At 41.2% G+C, this 18,346-nt stretch carries 17 protein-coding genes; 8 read left to right on the top strand and 9 right to left on the bottom strand.

Annotated features, from left to right (window positions below; genetic code table 11):
- Positions 1–154: 154 nt before the first annotated feature.
- From rnr to HYG93_RS01340, 7 genes are all read left to right on the top strand, one after another.
- Positions 155–2,599 (top strand): ribonuclease R, encoded by a 2,445-nt coding sequence (rnr, locus tag HYG93_RS01370; RefSeq protein ID WP_178961704.1) that lies wholly within the window; start codon positions 155–157, stop codon positions 2,597–2,599.
- Positions 2,600–2,753: 154 nt separating this feature from the next.
- The gene (locus HYG93_RS01365; RefSeq protein ID WP_106984060.1) at positions 2,754–3,098 is read left to right on the top strand and encodes a hypothetical protein; all 345 of its coding nucleotides are present in this window, start codon (positions 2,754–2,756) and stop codon (positions 3,096–3,098) included.
- Between the two features lie 260 nt (positions 3,099–3,358).
- Positions 3,359–3,763 carry a hypothetical protein gene (locus tag HYG93_RS01360; protein ID WP_227865848.1) on the top strand — a complete coding sequence of 135 codons (405 nt, stop codon included), beginning with the start codon at positions 3,359–3,361 and terminating at the stop codon, positions 3,761–3,763.
- A 75-nt stretch (positions 3,764–3,838) separates the two neighbouring features.
- Positions 3,839–5,869: a M3 family metallopeptidase gene (locus HYG93_RS01355; RefSeq protein ID WP_178961688.1), complete on the top strand. Its 2,031-nt coding sequence runs from the start codon at positions 3,839–3,841 to the stop codon at positions 5,867–5,869.
- Between the two features lie 48 nt (positions 5,870–5,917).
- Entirely contained in the window at positions 5,918–6,127 is a 210-nt protein-coding gene (locus HYG93_RS01350) for a YheV family putative zinc ribbon protein (RefSeq protein WP_171356348.1), read from the top strand.
- A gap of 16 nt (positions 6,128–6,143) precedes the next feature.
- The gene (locus HYG93_RS01345; RefSeq protein ID WP_106984056.1) at positions 6,144–6,608 is read left to right on the top strand and encodes a hypothetical protein; all 465 of its coding nucleotides are present in this window, start codon (positions 6,144–6,146) and stop codon (positions 6,606–6,608) included.
- A 68-nt stretch (positions 6,609–6,676) separates the two neighbouring features.
- Positions 6,677–7,564, top strand: a complete 888-nt coding sequence (locus tag HYG93_RS01340; protein WP_106984055.1) for a DMT family transporter — start codon at positions 6,677–6,679, stop codon at positions 7,562–7,564.
- A gap of 66 nt (positions 7,565–7,630) precedes the next feature.
- Here HYG93_RS01340 and HYG93_RS01335 read toward each other — a convergent pair whose 3' ends face one another.
- From HYG93_RS01335 to HYG93_RS01315, 5 genes are all read right to left on the bottom strand, one after another.
- Positions 7,631–9,820: a TRAP transporter large permease subunit gene (locus tag HYG93_RS01335; RefSeq protein ID WP_178961686.1), complete on the bottom strand. Its 2,190-nt coding sequence runs from the start codon at positions 9,818–9,820 to the stop codon at positions 7,631–7,633.
- Positions 9,821–10,012: 192 nt separating this feature from the next.
- Positions 10,013–10,588 carry a rhombosortase gene (gene rrtA, locus HYG93_RS01330; RefSeq protein WP_178961684.1) on the bottom strand — a complete coding sequence of 192 codons (576 nt, stop codon included), beginning with the start codon at positions 10,586–10,588 and terminating at the stop codon, positions 10,013–10,015.
- A 76-nt stretch (positions 10,589–10,664) separates the two neighbouring features.
- On the bottom strand, positions 10,665–11,711 hold the full coding sequence (locus HYG93_RS01325) for a hypothetical protein (protein WP_106984052.1): 1,047 nt from the start codon (positions 11,709–11,711) through the stop codon (positions 10,665–10,667).
- 519 nt (positions 11,712–12,230) lie between these two features.
- Positions 12,231–12,614, bottom strand: a complete 384-nt coding sequence (locus HYG93_RS01320) for a protein YgfX (RefSeq protein WP_106984051.1) — start codon at positions 12,612–12,614, stop codon at positions 12,231–12,233.
- A complete protein-coding gene (locus HYG93_RS01315; protein ID WP_106984050.1) occupies positions 12,607–12,864 on the bottom strand; it encodes a succinate dehydrogenase assembly factor 2 in 258 nt (85 codons plus the stop codon). The genes HYG93_RS01320 and HYG93_RS01315 overlap by 8 nt, the downstream gene beginning before the upstream one ends.
- A 186-nt stretch (positions 12,865–13,050) precedes the next feature.
- Here HYG93_RS01315 and HYG93_RS01310 point away from each other — a divergent pair, with 186 nt between their 5' ends.
- Positions 13,051–14,223, top strand: a complete 1,173-nt coding sequence (locus tag HYG93_RS01310; RefSeq protein ID WP_106984049.1) for an acyl-CoA dehydrogenase family protein — start codon at positions 13,051–13,053, stop codon at positions 14,221–14,223.
- A 79-nt stretch (positions 14,224–14,302) separates the two neighbouring features.
- Here HYG93_RS01310 and HYG93_RS01305 read toward each other — a convergent pair whose 3' ends face one another.
- From HYG93_RS01305 to rpoA, 4 genes are all read right to left on the bottom strand, one after another.
- Complete coding sequence (locus tag HYG93_RS01305; RefSeq protein ID WP_106984048.1) at positions 14,303–15,094, bottom strand: alpha/beta fold hydrolase; 792 nt, start codon at positions 15,092–15,094, stop codon at positions 14,303–14,305.
- 159 nt (positions 15,095–15,253) lie between these two features.
- On the bottom strand, positions 15,254–16,744 hold the full coding sequence (locus tag HYG93_RS01300; RefSeq protein ID WP_106984047.1) for an NAD(P)/FAD-dependent oxidoreductase: 1,491 nt from the start codon (positions 16,742–16,744) through the stop codon (positions 15,254–15,256).
- Between the two features lie 200 nt (positions 16,745–16,944).
- A complete protein-coding gene (gene rplQ / locus HYG93_RS01295; RefSeq protein ID WP_004641032.1) occupies positions 16,945–17,310 on the bottom strand; it encodes a 50S ribosomal protein L17 in 366 nt (121 codons plus the stop codon).
- Between the two features lie 18 nt (positions 17,311–17,328).
- Positions 17,329–18,336 carry a DNA-directed RNA polymerase subunit alpha gene (rpoA, locus tag HYG93_RS01290; protein ID WP_106984046.1) on the bottom strand — a complete coding sequence of 336 codons (1,008 nt, stop codon included), beginning with the start codon at positions 18,334–18,336 and terminating at the stop codon, positions 17,329–17,331.
- Positions 18,337–18,346 lie beyond the last annotated feature (10 nt).

Below are 18,346 nucleotides of genomic sequence, written 5' to 3'. Positions count from 1 at the left end.
AGCCCAAAAATCACTTTAAAAATGCCACATTAAGCACATTAATTCAGCATTCGTTATAAAATGCCTGTCAAACACACAATATTGCAATCATTTACGTGCAGTCTGCTGTCGCATGACTTATGCTAAACCTATCTTCTGACATGAAGCCAAAGACATTATGAAAAATTGGGTCGATCCTGAAGCAAAAGCTGAAGCCGAACGTTACGAAAATCCGATTCCGAGCCGTACGCTCATTTTAGACATTATTGAACAGCGTGCGCCGTTGTCACATGCAGACTTGGTTGAGCATTTTGAAATTGCCGATCAAAAAAGCATTGATGCCCTAAGCCATCGCCTCATTGCAATGGTGCGTGATGGGCAATTAATGAAAGATGGATTTAAGTTTCAATTGGCCACTGAACAGCCGACTCATGATGCGACGGTTTATGTCAACTCAAAAGGTATGGGCAGTGCCAATATTAAAGGTGAAGACGACCTTTTATTGCCTGAGCGTGAATTACGTCAGGTCTTTAATGGTGACCGCGTTAAAGTACGTCAGACTTCAGTTGATCGCAAAGGTAAAGCATGGGGCTTTATTACTGAAGTTGTAGAGCGTCGCGTTAAACAAATTATTGGTAAAGTCTCAATCCACGATGGTGAATACTTTATTCAACCGTCTAATCCAAATGCGCATCAGCCGATTACCTTAGAAAAAGAACTGATTGAGCATGCCAAAGTAAAATTAGGCGATTCAGTCCGTGTTGAAATTGACGACTACCCTACCAAAGAAGAATTTGCGACGGGTCATATCATTCAGTCTATGGCCGATAAAGCCGATACCGAAATTATTATTCCCCAAACTATTTTAGAATTTGGTTTACCTTACGAATTCCCAGAAGAAGTTGTAAAAGAAGCAGAAAGTTTTAAAGAGCCATCTGCAAAAGACCGTGAAGGCCGTATTGACCTACGCGATTTACCATTAGTGACTATTGATGGTGAAGATGCACGTGACTTTGACGATGCCGTTTATGCCGAAAAACGTCCAGGTGGTGGCTACCGTGTAGTGGTTGCGATTGCCGATGTGAGCCATTATGTGCGTATTGGTAAGCCTTTGGATGACGAAGCACAAGCGCGTGGTACTTCTGTGTACTTCCCGCATTTTGTCTTGCCAATGCTTCCTGAAGCACTGTCCAATGGTTTGTGCTCACTGAATCCAAATGTCGACCGTTTGTGTATGGTGTGTGACCTGAACCTTTCACGTGCAGGCCGTGTGACCAGTTACGAGTTCTACCCTTCGGTGATGCACTCTAAAGCACGTTTAACCTACACCCAAGTGGCACAATATTTTGATGGCGATAGTCAGGCGGTGCCTGAAGATCGTAATGTGCGTAAATCGCTCAACACTTTATTCCAGCTTTATCATGTATTAAAAGATCTACGCGCGCAACGCCATGCAATGGAATTCGAAACTGTCGAAACCTACATGACCTTTGACGAGCTTGGCGGTATTAATGAAATTTTACCGCGTACACGTAATGATGCACATAAACTGATTGAAGAATGCATGTTATTGGCCAACGTAGCTGCGGCTGAATATGCATTAAAAAATGAAGTACCAATGCTTTACCGTGTACATGAGCCACCAGAGTTTTCACGCATTCAAAAAGTCCGTGATTTTGTGAAGTTATTGGGTCTTAAGTTCCCTGAGCAACCCACACAAGCTGACTATCAAGCAGTGATTGAAGCGACCAAAGACCGTATTGATGCACCAAGCATTCATGCCGTGTTATTACGTTCGATGATGCAAGCTTATTACGGCGCGAAAAATGCAGGTCATTATGGTCTAGCTTATGAGGCGTATACGCATTTCACTTCACCAATTCGTCGTTACCCTGACTTACTGTTGCACCGCGCAATTAAAGCCAGTCTCACACACAAAAAGTATCCACTTTCAGGTGCCTCATTGGATGATGCAGGTCAGCACTTCTCTGCTACTGAACGTCGTGCAGATGAAGCATCGCGCTCTGTAACAACATGGCTAAAATGTCATTATATGCAACAACATTTAGGCGCAGAGTTTGTCGGTACGATTTCTGCAGTGGCTGAATTTGGTTTATTCGTAACCCTCAAAGACCTTTATGTCGATGGTATGGTACACGTGAGCCAATTGGGTGATGACTTCTTTGTGTTTGATCAATCAAGTCAAAGCTTAGTAGGCCAAAACCGTGGCCAAAGCTTTAGTTTAGGCGATGAAGTTCGTATTAAAGTGGCTGGTGTTAATCTTGAAGAACGTAAAATCGACTTTGAACTGATTCAACAGCTGAGCCATGCTGGTCGCCCGATTCGCAGCAAAGCACCACGTGTGACTAAGCCTAAAGTGGTACGCGAAGCGAAAGAGGAAGTTTTTAGCGAACGTCCGAAGAACCACGAAGCGCCTGCGTTGAGTGAAGACGGAGAACGTCCCATTCGAAAGAAAAAGTCAAAATCAAAACCCAGCACCTACGGCAAAAAGCCTGCTAAAAAATCTGCAACAAAATCTGAAGCAAAGGCTAAAGATAAAGTAAAGAAAAAGACCAAATTAAAAAAGAAAAAGTCAAATGCGAAAGCAAAGACTGAGTAATTTTTACTTGGATTTAAAAGAGCGCTTCGGCGCTCTTTTTTATTGACTCTTTGGTCTACTAAGCTTGACTAATCTTTTGAAAACGCTATCTTTTAGCACTTTACTAGGGGGTAATATATGAAAAAAAATTTCAACTTCACTACTCATCGCCAGCATGCTTTTCAGTACAGGTTGTGCGACGATGTTTAATGGTTCAAGCCAAACCATTAATATTAGAAGTAATGACACAGATGCTAAGCTTTATGTCAATGAAGAGTATATGGGCAAAAACCAAGCTGTTTATACATTCAAGAAAAAAGAAAATTATGTCATCAAAGCAGAGAAGCAAGGCTGTAAAACAACAGCCATTACACCGCAAAAAAGTTTTGATCCAACGACACTTTTAGGTCTCTTAATTGACTGGGGAATTATCTCTATTCTCGTTGTAGATGGTGCAGCGACAGGTTCTTGGCAAAAATTTGCGCAAACCAGTTATGTCGTAGATCCTGATTGTCAGTAAAATATTTAATCCAAAGAGCGCTTCGGCGCTCTTTTTCTTTTAATATATTCATATAAAAAATAAGTTACTTAAAAATAATGAATCCACAGAAGCTCTCGAAATATGATTATCACAATTATGTGTTGTTCGCATTTTTCTTACTGACCATCACAGCGCTCTTTGCCATTTTTAGTTTAGATTTCACCCCAAAGGATCACGTCAAAATATGTGCTTTCATTTTAGCCATATTCATTTATTTTGTGATTTTGCTCTACTTTTATGTGCTTCATCGACAAGGTGAATGGGTCATTCCACGTACATGGAAAAATGTACAGAACAGACCAAAATTCTATTTCTTACTGCTACTGCCTCTTTTTGCTGTTTTGATTTTTTATTTAAATTTTGTGTTTTATCCCCCTCTACTGCATACCGTACTGTTAGGTACACCGACTGTTGTGACCGTTGAAGCAAGTGCTGTCAAAGGACATGGTAAAAAAGGAAGTGTCTACCATTCCATCCAAACACCTTATGACTCTACTCGTATATTTCGAATCAGTGCAGATGAATATGAACACTACAAAAATCAAAATCTGTTCATGAAGGTATCTGTCATTCAGGGGCACTTTGGCACTTACATCCAAAAGATCGAATCCATCCAAATTGTCAAACCAACACAGAATAAATAGCCACAAAGCCTTGATTTATTTATTTCAAACCCCTACATCTACTTATAACATCAGAAATTACTACGGCATTTCACAATGACATTAGAAAAGGCAACTTTGCCTGTTCCACAATTCGATCAAATCACTTTAGATCAACTTAAAACACAAATTGAGCAAGCGATTCAATCAGGCCAAACCTTTTTAGATGAATTAACTGCAGTTCCAGACAGTATTCAGCAACAATTAGCTGTACTCGAACAGATCGATACCCTAGAAAATAATATGAGTGAAGCATGGGGCGTACTATCACACCTCAATGCAGTCATGAACAATGCAGAAACACGTGAAGTTTATCAGTCGCTATTGCCAGCACTCAGTGAATACTATACCGCTCTAGGCCAACATACCGTGTTGTATCAAACTTATCAGCACGTACGTGACGGTGCCTTGTTTGAAACACTCCCTGCCGCACAGCAAAGTGCGATCAAGTTATCTCTACGAGACTTTAAACTCTCAGGCGTGGCTTTAGAAGGTGATGCTAAAAAGCGCTATGCTGATATTTCTGCACGTTTATCACAATTATCATCAGACTTTTCCAATCATGTACTAGATGCAACCCAAGCTTTTGTACTTCCTTTAGAAGATGCACAGCTTAAAGGCTTACCAGACAGTAGCGTGGAATTGCTAAAACAATACGGTCAGCAGCGTGAATTGCAACAGCCTGCAGCAACTTTAGATATTCCCTCTTATTTGGCGATTATGACCTATGCTGAAGACCGTGGACTGCGTGAGCAAATTTATAAGGCTTACACCACCCGCGCTTCAGACCAAGCCAATGCATCTGAATTTGATAACACGCCAGTGATGGAAGAAATTCTAAGTTTACGTCAGGAAATGGCACAGCTCTTGGGTTTTAGCAATTATGCCGAACTCTCACTGGCCAGCAAAATGGCACCCAATGTAGAAACAGTACATCAATTTTTAGTTGACCTTGCAGAACATGCACGCCAGCCTGCACTCAAAGAAGTTGCAGAACTAAAAAGCATTGCCAGCGCAGATGGTATTCAAGACTTACAACCTTGGGATACAGGCTTCTACTCAGAAAAGCTCAAAATGCAACAGTTTAATCTGTCACAAGAAGCACTTAAACCCTACTTCCCTGCGCCTAAAATCTTGCAAGGCCTATTTAGCATTGTCAACCGCTTATACGGCGTACAGGTTGTCGAGCGCGAAGCACCTGTATGGCATCCAGATGCACGTTATTTTGAACTTGAAGATCAAGGCACTGTAATTGGTGGTTTTTACTTTGACCTTTATGCACGTACAGGCAAACGTGGTGGCGCATGGATGAGTGGTTTCCGTTCACGTATGCAAACCGAGCATGGCCTACAAAAGCCAATTTGCTATATGGTGTGTAACTTCACCCCACCTGTAGGTGATCAGCCTGCATTATTAACACATGATGAAGTGAACACCTTATTCCATGAATTTGGCCATGGTTTACATCACATGCTAACCGAGGTCGATAATATCTCTGTGGCTGGTACTCATGGTGTGGCATGGGATGCTGTTGAATTACCAAGTCAGTTTATGGAGTTTTGGACATGGGATACAGAAAGTCTAGACCTACTGAGTGAACATATCGAAACCAAGCAAGCCCTACCCGCTGATTTACTTCAAGCATTACTGAATGCACGGTTTTTCCAATCGGGTATGCAAACACTGCGTCAAATTGAATTTGCTCTATTTGATCTCAACATTCACAGCCGAACACCTGCACTCAATGCCACTCAAATTCAGGCAGAATTAGATCAAATTCGTCGCCAATTTGCTGTAGTGCCAACTGTTGCCTATAACCGTTTCCAACACGGCTTTAGCCACATTTTTGCAGGTGGTTATGCTGCAGGTTATTACTCATACAAATGGGCTGAAGTTTTAGCCAGTGACGCTTTTGATCGCTTCGAAAAAGAAGGCATTTTCAATACGCAAACAGGGCATGATTTCCGTAAAGCCATTTTAGCTGTCGGTGGAAAAGATGCTGCACTCGACGCTTTTGTCAATTTCCGTGGACGCGAGCCGAAAATAGATGCACTGCTTCGTCACCAAGGTTGGACGAACGCTTCATAAACTCTTAAACTAAGGACCTTAATTTTATAGTAGGTAAGTATGATGACCATTAAACGCCGATTTATTGCTGGCGCCAAATGTCCGAAGTGTCAAGCGATGGACCGTGTTGTCATGCTTAGCTCAAATGATGATGAATGGATTGAATGCATTGATTGCGGTTATACCGAAAACCGTCCGACGCATGTAGAAGAGCCTGAGACTCCGGCAGTGCCCGATGAAATTGGTGTCATTCAATTCAAACCTCGTCAGCCAAAATAACAATTTAGGTCTATGTATGGCAGAAGATCAAAGAAATAGCCCGAAACTTTTAATCGGGATTATTGGGGGACTCGGCGTACTGGTTGCGCTTTTTTTTGCTTATCAGTGGTTCACTTCTCCAGTAGAAGAGCTAGCGCCAGTTTATGATACGGTTGCGAGCGAAGCCTCAAATCAGCCAACAAGTGAGGCAAGCACTGAAGAAACCGCTGCTTCTGAAATCAACCTTCAAGAAGCAAGTGCAGTAGAAGCGAATCATGCAACTCAGTCAAAGCCGCTGGTCACTGACGATATTTTAACAGCGCCTATTCCTGAAAATGCTTCTTTAGCAAAAGAGGAACAGGCACGGCTTGCCGATTTGCAAGAACAACTCGCAGAGCAAGAAAAGACCCTAAAGGCACAGCATGCTGATGCTGATCAGCTGATTAAATTAAAAGAAGAGCAACTTAAGCTACTTGAGCAACAACTGGCACAAGAACACTAAGTCATTCAATACTTAGTTTTGCATCTAAATCAGGCTAGAATATCATCAGATTTTCTGGCCTATTATTTATGTCTTCACTCCCCTCATCCAATACCACCGTTAAAGCAATTGGCTTTTTAATGCTGTCCGCCTTTTTATTTTCAATTATGGGCGTCTGTATTCGTTTAGCCTCACAGAGTGTAGACAATGCCACGATTGTATTTTTTCGCAATGTAGTAGGCCTATTCATTTTCCTTCCCCTTATCCTCAAAAAAGGTACTGGCTTTTTTAAAACTCAAAAACTCTGGATGCACACTTGGCGCTCCATAGTCGGGCTGATCGCAATGTATGGTTTTTTCTATGCAATTGCCCATTTAAAACTATCCAATGCGATGGTGTTTACGTATTCATCCCCCATTTTTATTCCTTTAATTGCATGGTTATTTCTCAAAGAGCAAATCACTGCAAAAATGCTGATTGCGGCATTGGTCGGACTCATTGGGGTACTGTGCGTTGCAAAGCCAGATTCTGGCATGTTCAATCAATTGTCGCTCATTGGTTTAGGTGCAAGTTTTTTAGCAGCCATGGCCTTTGTGACCGTACGCGCCCTTACAGCAACTGAACCACCTGAACGCATCGTGTTTTATTTTTGCTTTTTTGGCACGCTCATTTCAGCCATTCCAATGTTTTGGTCATGGCGTCTATATACATTCACTGAATTAATGTACCTCATTTGTGCTGGGCTATTGGCCAATATCAGTCAACTCTTTATGTCGAATGCCTATAAACTCGCACCTGCTGGCGAAATTGGACCAGTCAATTATATTGCGATTATTTTTGCGGGTGCTTGGGGTTACTTCATGTGGCATGAGCTTCCAGATCTTTATAGTCTAATTGGATTTGCATTTATTTTTATGGCAATTGTCCTCTGTAATCCTTTATTCAAACGACCGCAGTGGTTGAAGGCACGTCGCTAAAATAAAAACGTTTAAATGTCTATCTCCCATAAAAAAATGCACCCGAAGGTGCATTTTTTTATGCTATTACTTGTACCAGCCAAATAACTTCAATACATACGGCGCATAAGTCACGATCAGTAATGATGGGAACAACACCAAAATTGGTAAGATCCAACGTTCATAACGATAGTAGAAATTGGTGTACATCGCTTTTGCTTCGGCATCCGCTTCACGAACCTCATCATCACCAACCGACAATCGTGTCAGCAAATGATTCAGCGCAACAGGTGGTGAGACATAACCTAACTCGAATGCAACCAGTACAATCATCCAGAAATGGATTGGATGAATGCCATTTTCATACGCTACAGGTGCAACTGTTGCCGCAACCAAAATAACCGCACCAAATGGGTCTGTGGTCATACCAATAATTGCCAATAGCAATGCAATAAAGGCTAAGGAAATATAGATATTGCCCAAATGTGTCGGTAATAGTTCTACAACTTCAGTACGTTCAATTAAGCCACCTACACTTGCAGAGAGTGCCATAAGGATAATCAGCGCACCAATATGACCAACTGTTTCTGATGATGCAAACCAAATCGAGCTACCAAAGCCACGACGCTGTCCATCATGCTCACGCATAAATGTTGAGCTTTGAGCATGCTGTTCTGCCAAATGTGCATGTTGATCGACAGGTGTTGGAGTAAAACGATCCGCAAACCAACGGTCAAACATAATGTAAGCAATTAAAATAATTGGTAACACTACAGGTGCAGTGAACTCATCCATCTTGGTGTCTAGACCATATTTATAGAATGCAATCACAATCAATGTGATCACAATATATGGAATGACTGGAATAAATGCGCGAAGCATGCCTGGAATTGCAACTTTCGGTGAATTCACACGGAAACGTGTTTCCGCCAAGAACAAAGAAATGCCTAAGAAAATAAATGCAGTTAACCAGAATACATAAATACCATGATCAAATAGCTCATCTGAAGTGACATGACGACTGTCTAGCATTGAAATCAAGATAATTAATAAACATGGACGAATCACCACGCCGAGCGAGCCCGACATTGCAGACACGGCCAAAGCAAATTGACGACGTGAGCCAGAATTCCAAACTTCTTTATAAATAATGGCACCCGCAGCCACAACGAAGATACCAGATGCACCTGTATAAGCTGTTGGAATAGCAGCTGCAATCAAAATTAACCAAGTCAGTGTTTCAGGGGCCAAGTTCCATGGGCGTAAAATCCCCAAGAACAGATCCATCACCCGTGTTTGCGTGAGTAACATACCTGCCCAAATGAATAACGCTAGGTTTAAGAAAATACCTGAGAACTCAACCAACTGTCCCAAATAAATCCCTTGCCCCATTGGATAGTCCATGAAGAAAGTAAATGCTACGCCTGTAATAATGGCCATATAGGCATACAGTGGTACACTCAGTAATGCAAAACCAATATTCCCTGGGCCTTGTTCTTTTACCGCTGGGGTTTTAAAGAACTGGAAAATACTGATCAGCATAACTAAACCAAATAGCGCCAACCACAACCAATAGACAGCTAAGGTTTCAGTGGTCGATTTCACCCCTGAATTTAAAACCGAATTAAATTGGCTATATACAGAGAAAGTTAATAAACCATTACCTATCGCCATAAACAACGCGTATACACGGTAATCTAATTTGGTTGTTGGTGCACGTAGACCAATATGGTGGAATTTTATTGATGCAGTAATTGCAGAGACTAAAACCATCAACAATAAAATCAAGACACGGTTTTCAGAACCGAATTTGAAAATACCGAAGAATGTTGTTTCAACTGCACGATAAGTACGAATACTTGGATGATCATCCAAATATTTTTTAGCTTTGTCATAAAATTGGAATTTTTCTTCACACTGCTGCACACCCGCCATGATTGATGCACGTACATCAGACTCAGAGGCACTACCGAAGATATCTGCAAACTCATCATTTGCATTTTGCTTCATTTGGGTCTGCACCATTGCATCAACATTCGGATGACGATCACAATCAGGCGCAACAGGTTCAGCGCGTAAAAACGAGTACTGCATCCCAATCGCTTCATTGCCATACAGCTTTTCACCTGTACGCAATAATTGGCCATGAATCATTTCGCCCGTGCCAATGATTAAAGTCAACAGCAGTAAAAGCAGAACGATAAAGGTCGAGATCCAGTTGTTCCATATATAACTTAACAGTCCGAGTCCGGATCTGCTGTTTTGATCATTTTGCATGAATCTTCCTATTTTTATTTTGGGTGTGAGCGCTTTGCTTCACCCTTGTCCTTCTTTCCGAAAAATTCCTTTTTCGGTATTTCTGTTTGTTATTCCGATTTTCTTTCAATGTGCAACAATTAGGCAGATATTAAAATGACAATATGTATTTTCTTTTATGAAAAAATGTCAACTCGATCACTTCTCTACTCATCATTTCTCTGCAATGAAATAACTCCCAATTACATAGATAACGGCCAGTACAATACCCCAAATCACCCCCAATAAATGGGCTTCGACCAATACAGGACTTCCTATAAGTTGAGCTGTCCCCATAGTGCCAAAGGTATTTTCCCAAACCAATTTTGACAAAATTAATAACAGTACAAATGCAGCAAAGCGTCGCTCACGCTTATATAACAAGTGTACACAAGCAATAGATGCATAAGCCCCATGCAGCACTCCAGAAAGCCCCGCATAAGCTTCTATATCGGGTAGAAAAAAGTAAAAACTGAGACTAATTAAAGGCGGAAGTGCCAAGAGCAAGGCTACAAAGTGCCAGAGCGATGCGCGTGGAAATATAAATGGCAAACAGATAAATGCCAGCATATTCAAAAAATAATGCATCCATCCCACATGAACCCAATGAGCTGTCCATAAGCGCCAAAATTCGCTAAACAGCCCATCTTGCCAGTAGATGAATGCATCTTTATACACTTGCAAACAGGCAGAAAAAGATACAAATACTGCTAAAAAAACAATTTTTCGAATTAAAAATTGATCTTGCATGTACCTTACTCCGTTATGTTTGCGCTAAGGTCTTACACTTAGCAATTCACTTCGGTTCTATTTCTGAGGCTCATATTTACTGTGACTTACCCTCTTCAAATAAATCATCTAAATCAGAAGAAGAGCCACTATCATCCCAGAAACGTTGCATGCCATCATCTGCTGTACGTGTACCTGTATGCTCAGTCCAATAGCGATCTGAAATACCTTTCACCATCAACTCAGCCATACTATCAATCAGTTTAAACTGTGGATTGACTGGTTTTTCATCTGAACGTGCCTGTGCAAAACTCTTCAAAGCATCACGAATTTTAGCATCGTCACCACTGGCTTGTGCTGCAACGGCATACATCGCATGCGGTAAGCGGACGCCTTTTTGCTCACCAATCGTCATTGATTGTTTTAAAGTTTGGTATGGATCTGGCTTATCATCGCCCGCCCCGGGTAATAAGGTCCAAATCACAGCACGCGTTGCATTAGGCGCACCCCAAAATTTTTCATTATTTAAGCAGGTCATCCCACGCTCAACCACGGCTGCGATATCTTTAGGTACATTCACTGCACCACCAGAGTTAATATCATTGGTCATGGCCTGTAAGCCACTTAACATGCCCAATAAATAAACAGTCTGCTCTATATCACTGTTCATTTTGGCACAGCCATCACCCAATGTTTTTTTGTATTTCTTTTCATAGCGTGATTGGAACAATTGATAGCCTGTATATTGACGCTGTGCCGCTAAACCCGCCCAACGTTTTTGCTCTATACGTGCATCCTGTGCTTCAGTCACTTGATTTGATTTAGATGCTCGAAGATAACGTAACTCTGCATCTAAAGCTTTTTGCTCTGCGCACATACCAGAAGCTGAGTACATAAGTACAGCCACACGTGTTGGATCTGCACCCATATCTTTAGTCGCCATAATCGCAGGCGTCAAAGAGTTGCCGGTGTTGCAGATCATTTCTGCATCATCCATGGCTAAAATTGGCGGTACGATATGATTTTCTGTAAAACCTAATGCCACATTGGCACCTGTCTTGATCACTTGTGAACAGCCAGATAATAAAAATGTAGTTGTTATTGCGACTGCCACACCTTGGCAAATGCGTTGGACGTTCGACATATTCCTGTCCTCTATAATTTTGTTTATGTCCATCTCGACAAACATATCAGAAGCGTTTTCTGTTTAAAAGAGTATTTACTCTAATTTGAGTCTACACTGTGCCATTATTTTAATGCGTTGCAATTGACTGGAATGAAGAGGATGCCAAATTTTAGGCAAAAAAAAGCAGCATTGCGACGGTTCAGCACATGCTACTTATTAAGGGTCTAGCGCCTAAACGCTAATCATGTTGTGCAATTCGTTCCTTCAGCACCGTTCCTAGCCGTCCTACTACAATTGCCATAACAATCGCAGCTGCCAGAAGCATCCAAGTTGGATAGTCCATAAGAGACTCCTCATTTCGCTGTTGGTAGAGTTAATGTACATGTATCAAAAAATAGACAGCACAATAATTGTCAGACAATTTATATTTTCTGCCAACTATTCAGCAGTCTGTCTGACAACATTGTGAGAGATGCATTATATTCAATTGATTTTTATTGTTTTTATGATTTTTTAAAAATTTAGTCTGTCTAACAATTAGATCATTTTGGCCAATACTTTCAATGACTTCCACTGTTTGAAGGCGACTTGATCACACCAAATAATCATTGGTTTTGTACGTGCATGCTGAAAATACACCACGATATACACTTGATGATCAATAATATGACTGATTTGCACACGCTGTGGCTGACCGTACTTGGTCAAGGTCCAATCACGACCATCCAGATATTCCAGCGCACTAATATTGGGGCGCCGGCGATAAAATAAAGCATAGATGACCAAGCCCAATAGCAGAAACACACACCAAAGCCAGATGGCTAAAACCTGATAGAGCAAGGTCATTAAAACCGCAAAAATGGCAAACTGAAACACTAGCGCTATCAGACTAGGTTTCAGCTGAAAATGACGCTTATCCATGAACGTAGTGTTTTAACTTCTGAATAAAATCACGTAATTCTGGGCGTGGCGGTTCACTTACTTCCATAAACCAATCCAATAAATCTGGATCTTCCTGCGCAACCAACTCTGCAAACATGTCTTTTTCAAATTGATCTGCTTGCAAGTAGTAATTTTTTACGTAGGGATCAAAATACACATCAATTTCTTTTAAACCGCGTCGCGCACGGTAAATTACTTTGCGTTCTTCCAAGCTGATGTCATCAGTCATCGCATTCCCCAATGTTAGATTTAAACGCCGTTATTTTACCTTATTCAGCCCTGTTAATTGACACCTTTTCACAAGATTGACCGAAAGCATCAGTAAATTTTCTGCAATTGAGCATTCAGCACATTGCTGACAACTGTACATTCTTATAATTTTCAAATACACGCACACACAATAAGGATAATTCACATGCAATCTGGAGCGATTCGCCCTATTCTCAATATGCTACCGCGCAAACTGTTTAATGCTGATCATGAAGCATTCCGCGATACTGTACGCAAATTTTATGAAAAAGAAGTTGTGCCAAATATTGAAAAATATGAACAACAACAACATGTGGATCGCGATATATGGAATAAAGCAGGTGCGCTAGGTTTATTGTGTACCACCATGCCTGAAGCCTATGGTGGCTCTGGGGTAGACCGTCTGTACAGCATGATCTTGATTGAAGAACAAGCCTATGCCATGGATTCTTCAACAGGTTTTTCTCTGCATTCAGATATTGTGGCCAATTACATTTATAATTTTGGTAATGAACAACAGAAGCAATTTTGGTTACCTAAAATGACCACTGGCGAAACAGTTACCGCCATTGCGATGACTGAACCAGGCACAGGTTCAGATTTACAAGCTGTACGTACAACCGCCGTACTAGATGGCGACGACTATGTTATTAATGGCTCTAAGATTTTTATTACCAATGGTTATCTATGTGATATGGCCATTGTGGTATGTAAAACAGGTCACTCTGAAAAAGGTTCTGCAAACTTATCCTTAATTTTAGTTGAAGCAGATCGCGTAGGCTTTAGCAAAGGCAAGCCACTCAACAAAATCGGCATGAAAGGTCAAGATACCTGCGAACTGTTTTTTGATAACGTGCGTGTACCTAAAGAAAACTTACTGGGTATGGAAGGCATGGGCTTTATGATGCTAATGAAAGAGCTGGCTTGGGAGCGCATGTTGGTCGCAATTATTTGCCAAGCAGGTGCAGAAGCGTCTTTTGCACATACCGTCAAGTACACCAAAGAGCGTAAAGCTTTTGGCAAAGCAATTGGGAGCTTCCAAAACAGTCGTTTTACACTCGCTGAATTGCGTACTGAAATTGACTTCTGTCGTGCCTACTTAGACCGATGCATGGAGTTACAACTCAAAGAAGAACTCGGCATTGATGCAGCAGCAGCGGCCAAATACAAAATTTCAGAAATGTTCTCAAAGGTTGTAGATGAGTGCCTACAGCTCCATGGTGGCTATGGCTATATGCTTGAATATCCAATTGCACGTGCCTATATCGACAACCGTGCAAATCGAATCTACGCAGGAACCAATGAAATTATGAAAGAATTAATTTCACGTACGCTCTAATCTCTAAACCCCTAGCCTATCCTGCTACAGCAACGCAATTCGTTCAGCGTTGCTGTTCTCATTTTACAAGTAACTATGATTAAAACAGCTCATTGAGAAATTCTTGAATAATCTGCAAAACCAGCTCAGGTTGCTCTTTATGCGGTAAATGATGCAACCCTTCTAAAATATGCATTTCAGCGCGACCATCAACACCATCAAATAATTGCTGTGCTTGATTTATACTGCCGTATTCGTCTAATTCACCATGAATAATCAAGCTTGGACAGCTTACTTTTGGCAAGACTGTGGCCAAATTCCAGCTTTGAAACTCAGGTGCAAGCCAGGTTTCCGTCCATGCATCTAATACCCACTGTGCCTTCTGTGGATGGTATTTCTCTAAGCGTTCCAATTGACCTGCTTGTTGAAAACCTTTTTTTGCAAGCATGATCCCCTGCACTGTTTGCTCTTCTACTTCAAACTGGGCTGCAATACTCACTAAACCTACACAGCGCTCTGCTTCTTGAGCCGCAATGGCAAATGCCATAGCACCACCCACACTATGCCCCATCACCACAAAATGTGAGAGCTGAAAATAGTCAATCACAGCCTGAAAAGCCTGCTGTGCTTCACTGAGCACAAAGTCCAGTGCAGGTAAGGCCATACATGCATCAGACAATCCAAAGCCTAAACGATCATAGGCATAGACTTTACGCTTTGAAAGATGTGCCAATTGCGCAGGTAAATCTCGCCATAAACCCACACTTCCTAAAGAATCGTGTAACAAAATTATGGGTGCCAATTCAGCATTTACATCAACCGATTGCCAAGAACGCGCGTTTAATAACAAAGTGCCAAAAGGCACTTGATAATGCTGTGTTTGAATATCCATTACACTACTTCGATTTATGTCCTACATACATCTTGTCCGAATCTATACTTAAGGCAAAGTTAAATTACTGAACGCAGAATTCATAAAAAAAGGAGCTCTTAGAGCTCCTTCTCATATCCAGCTTATAATGAAGTGATTTTAATACCTCATAAAATTCTCTTAAGAGACTAAACGAGGCTTTGTCACTGAAGCAGCTGATTTCTTACTGAATTTGAGCACACTATCTTCAAAACCAGCTTTTTTCAACGCTTTACGATCTGCCAAATAGTTATTGGTTACACGCCATGGTCCACTCTTACCTTGTTTCGGCATGACATCCGCAGCACGCGCAATATAACCAGAGCTGAGACTTCCCATCACCGTATCTTGCTCAATTTGTGTTGCATCGCCTTGTGGTAAAACTTCGTTATAGCCTTTCTCATCCATATAGTTCAGCAAACGACAGATATATTCAGCAGCAATATCCACTTTTAAAGTCCAAGACGCATTAATATAGCCAATAATTAGCGCCATATTTGGCACATCACTGACCATCACACCTTGATATAGCATATGCTGAGAAGTGTTCAATGGCTTACCATCAATCGTCGCTTTAATTCCACCTAAAATTTGAATATTTAAACCTGTCGCAGAAATTACAATATCTGCATCTAAATGTTTACCAGACTTCAACTGAACACCTTTGGCAGTAAACTTCTCAATTTGATCCGTTTCTACACTTGCACGGCCTTCACGCAAAATCTTAAATAAGTCACCATCTGGAACAACACATAAACGCTGATCCCAAGGATTATATTTAGGCGTAAAGTGTTTCATATCCACCTTACCCTTTAACTGCATTTTAATAGATTGCAATAAGAATTTGCGAAGCAACTCAGGCTGCTTTTGAGCGACTGCATATACAGCACGCTGCACACCAATATTACGTGCACGTGTTAATTTATAAGCCAAATCTTCAGGCAACACTTTACGCATTTTGTCATAGATCATATCCACCGAAGGAATAGATGCAATATAGGTTGGCGAACGTTGTAGCATCGTTACATGACCAGCGCCACCCTTAGACATTGCTGGTACGAGGGTAATTGCAGTTGCACCACTACCAATGATGACTACTTTTTTGCCTTTGTAATCTAAATTTTCAGGCCAATGCTGTGGGTGAATAAACTGACCTTTAAATGCACTTTGATTTGGAAAATCAGGTTGAAAACCTTTGTCATAGTTGTAATAGCCCGTACATCCCACGACAAAATTTGCAATCCAAGTTTCTTTTTTATTGTCCGCATTTTCAATTTCAACTGACCATTTTTTCGTGTTCGAGTCATAATTTGCACTCAGCACACGATGCTGAAAATGAATTTTCTGTGCCAACTGATTTTCGTCAATAACTTCAGACAAATACCCTTTAATTGAAGCACCGTCAGCCAAAACACTGGCCTTTTGCCAAGGTTTAAAATTAAAACCAAAAGTTGACATGTCCGAATCTGAACGAATACCAGGATATTTAAATAAGTCCCACGTACCACCAAAACTTTCACGACGTTCAATAATTTCAAATGAACGCTGCGGGCAATTCTTTAATAAATGCGCTGCAATACCAATACCAGAAATACCAGCACCAACAATCAGAATATCAACTTGCTTTTCCATATTGTTCTTTTAACCTATCTCAGTTTTATGGTTTTATTAAAGCACATATTTGACAATACGCAATGTCAAGTTTGATAAAATTTGATAAATTCCGTGTCATTTAAGGACAACACTTATTTTTGTCTAATAATTTTTAGGCAAAAAAAGACCGGCTAAAAGCCGGTCTTTCTTAGAACAACTAACGCTATTCTTGTGCGAAATTATTTAACTTCGCGATCTACAAGCTCAACGTAAGCCATCGGTGCAGCATCACCCGCACGGAAGCCCGCTTTAAGAACACGTAGATAACCGCCGTTACGTTCTTTGTAACGAGGGCCAAGAACGGTAAACAATTTACCAACAGTTGCTGCTGAACGAGTACGAGCAAACGCTAAACGGCGGTTTGCAACAGTATCGTTTTTAGCTAAAGTGATTAAAGGCTCAGCAACACGGCGAAGTTCTTTCGCTTTAGGCAAAGTTGTTTTAATTAACTCATGCTCAACTAAAGCATTTGTTAAGTTTTGGAACAACGCCTTACGGTGACTGCTTGTACGGCCTAATTTCACACCACTATTACGATGACGCATGGTGATAGTCCTACTTAATTAACGGCTACGATAGGCAAAGCGGTCGTCCATGCGTAAACTAGCTGGTGGCCAGTTTTCTAAACGCATGCCAAGCTGCAAGCCTTTCGAAGCTAGAACATCTTTAATCTCAGTCAACGATTTTTTACCTAAGTTAGGAGTTTTTAACAACTCAACTTCAGTACGTTGAACAAGATCGCCAATGTAGTAAATATTTTCTGCTTTCAAACAGTTAGCAGAACGAACAGTAAGCTCTAGATCATCTACTGGACGAAGCAAGATTGGATCAACTTCTTCACGAGGTTCTTGAGCAACTGGCGCTTGATCTTTCTGAAGATCAACAAAGATTGCAATTTGTTGTTGCAAGATTGTTGCCGCTTTGCGGATCGCTTCTTCTGGATCTACAGTACCATTTGTTTCAAGATCAATGATCAGTTTATCAAGATCTGTACGTTGTTCTACACGAGCGTTTTCCACTGTGTAAGACACACGTTTAATAGGGCTATAAGAAGCATCTAATTGTAAACGACCCACTGGGCGAGTTTCGCCTTCTGGGAAGCGTGAATCAGAAGTCTCGTAACCACGACCTTGAGAAACTTTCAGGCGCATCTTAAGATTGCCTGTAGCACTTAGAGTGCCGATCAAGTGTTCAGGGTTAACCACTTCAACATTATGAGGTAAACGAAGGTCAGCGGCAGTTACGTCGCCAGGACCTTGTTTCTCTAATGTCAAATAAGCTTCATTTTGATCGAACAGCTTAATAGACAATCCTTTTAGGTTCAGCAAGAGCTCGACGATGTCCTGCTGCAAGCCTTCCAAAGTACTGTACTCGTGCTCGACACCTTCAATTTCAACTTCAACCACAGCAGCGCCAGGTAAAGAAGAAAGTAGGATGCGACGTAAAGCATTACCAAGAGTATGACCAAAGCCACGCTCTAAGGGTTCTAGAATAACTTTTGCCGAGGTCCCGCTTGCCGCTTCGACCTTAATCGCTTGCGGAGTTAGAAACTCATTTGCAGTACGCGTCATTATTGCTACC

Origin of the sequence: Acinetobacter sp. SwsAc6 (assembly GCF_013391565.1) — a bacterium.
In the GTDB taxonomy this organism is placed as follows: domain Bacteria; phylum Pseudomonadota; class Gammaproteobacteria; order Pseudomonadales; family Moraxellaceae; genus Acinetobacter; species Acinetobacter cumulans.
The sequence above is the reverse complement of the archived record's forward strand: the minus strand, read 5'-3'. Positions and strand labels throughout refer to the sequence as shown.

Bases quoted from the DNA above. Each gene is read 5' to 3' on its own strand.
- HYG93_RS01340 (WP_106984055.1), top strand. From the start codon at position 6,677: ATGTCTTCACTCCCCTCATCCAATACCACCGTTAAAGCAATTGGCTTT.
- rplQ (WP_004641032.1), bottom strand. From the start codon at position 17,310: ATGCGTCATCGTAATAGTGGTGTGAAATTAGGCCGTACAAGCAGTCAC.
- HYG93_RS01355 (WP_178961688.1), top strand. From the start codon at position 3,839: ATGACATTAGAAAAGGCAACTTTGCCTGTTCCACAATTCGATCAAATC.
- HYG93_RS01305 (WP_106984048.1), bottom strand. From the start codon at position 15,094: ATGGATATTCAAACACAGCATTATCAAGTGCCTTTTGGCACTTTGTTA.
- rrtA (WP_178961684.1), bottom strand. From the start codon at position 10,588: ATGCAAGATCAATTTTTAATTCGAAAAATTGTTTTTTTAGCAGTATTT.
- HYG93_RS01300 (WP_106984047.1), bottom strand. From the start codon at position 16,744: ATGGAAAAGCAAGTTGATATTCTGATTGTTGGTGCTGGTATTTCTGGT.
- rpoA (WP_106984046.1), bottom strand. From the start codon at position 18,336: ATGACGCGTACTGCAAATGAGTTTCTAACTCCGCAAGCGATTAAGGTC.
- HYG93_RS01345 (WP_106984056.1), top strand. From the start codon at position 6,144: ATGGCAGAAGATCAAAGAAATAGCCCGAAACTTTTAATCGGGATTATT.
- HYG93_RS01320 (WP_106984051.1), bottom strand. From the start codon at position 12,614: ATGGATAAGCGTCATTTTCAGCTGAAACCTAGTCTGATAGCGCTAGTG.
- HYG93_RS01325 (WP_106984052.1), bottom strand. From the start codon at position 11,711: ATGTCGAACGTCCAACGCATTTGCCAAGGTGTGGCAGTCGCAATAACA.
- HYG93_RS01335 (WP_178961686.1), bottom strand. From the start codon at position 9,820: ATGCAAAATGATCAAAACAGCAGATCCGGACTCGGACTGTTAAGTTAT.
- HYG93_RS01310 (WP_106984049.1), top strand. From the start codon at position 13,051: ATGCAATCTGGAGCGATTCGCCCTATTCTCAATATGCTACCGCGCAAA.
- HYG93_RS01315 (WP_106984050.1), bottom strand. From the start codon at position 12,864: ATGACTGATGACATCAGCTTGGAAGAACGCAAAGTAATTTACCGTGCG.
- HYG93_RS01365 (WP_106984060.1), top strand. From the start codon at position 2,754: ATGCTTTTCAGTACAGGTTGTGCGACGATGTTTAATGGTTCAAGCCAA.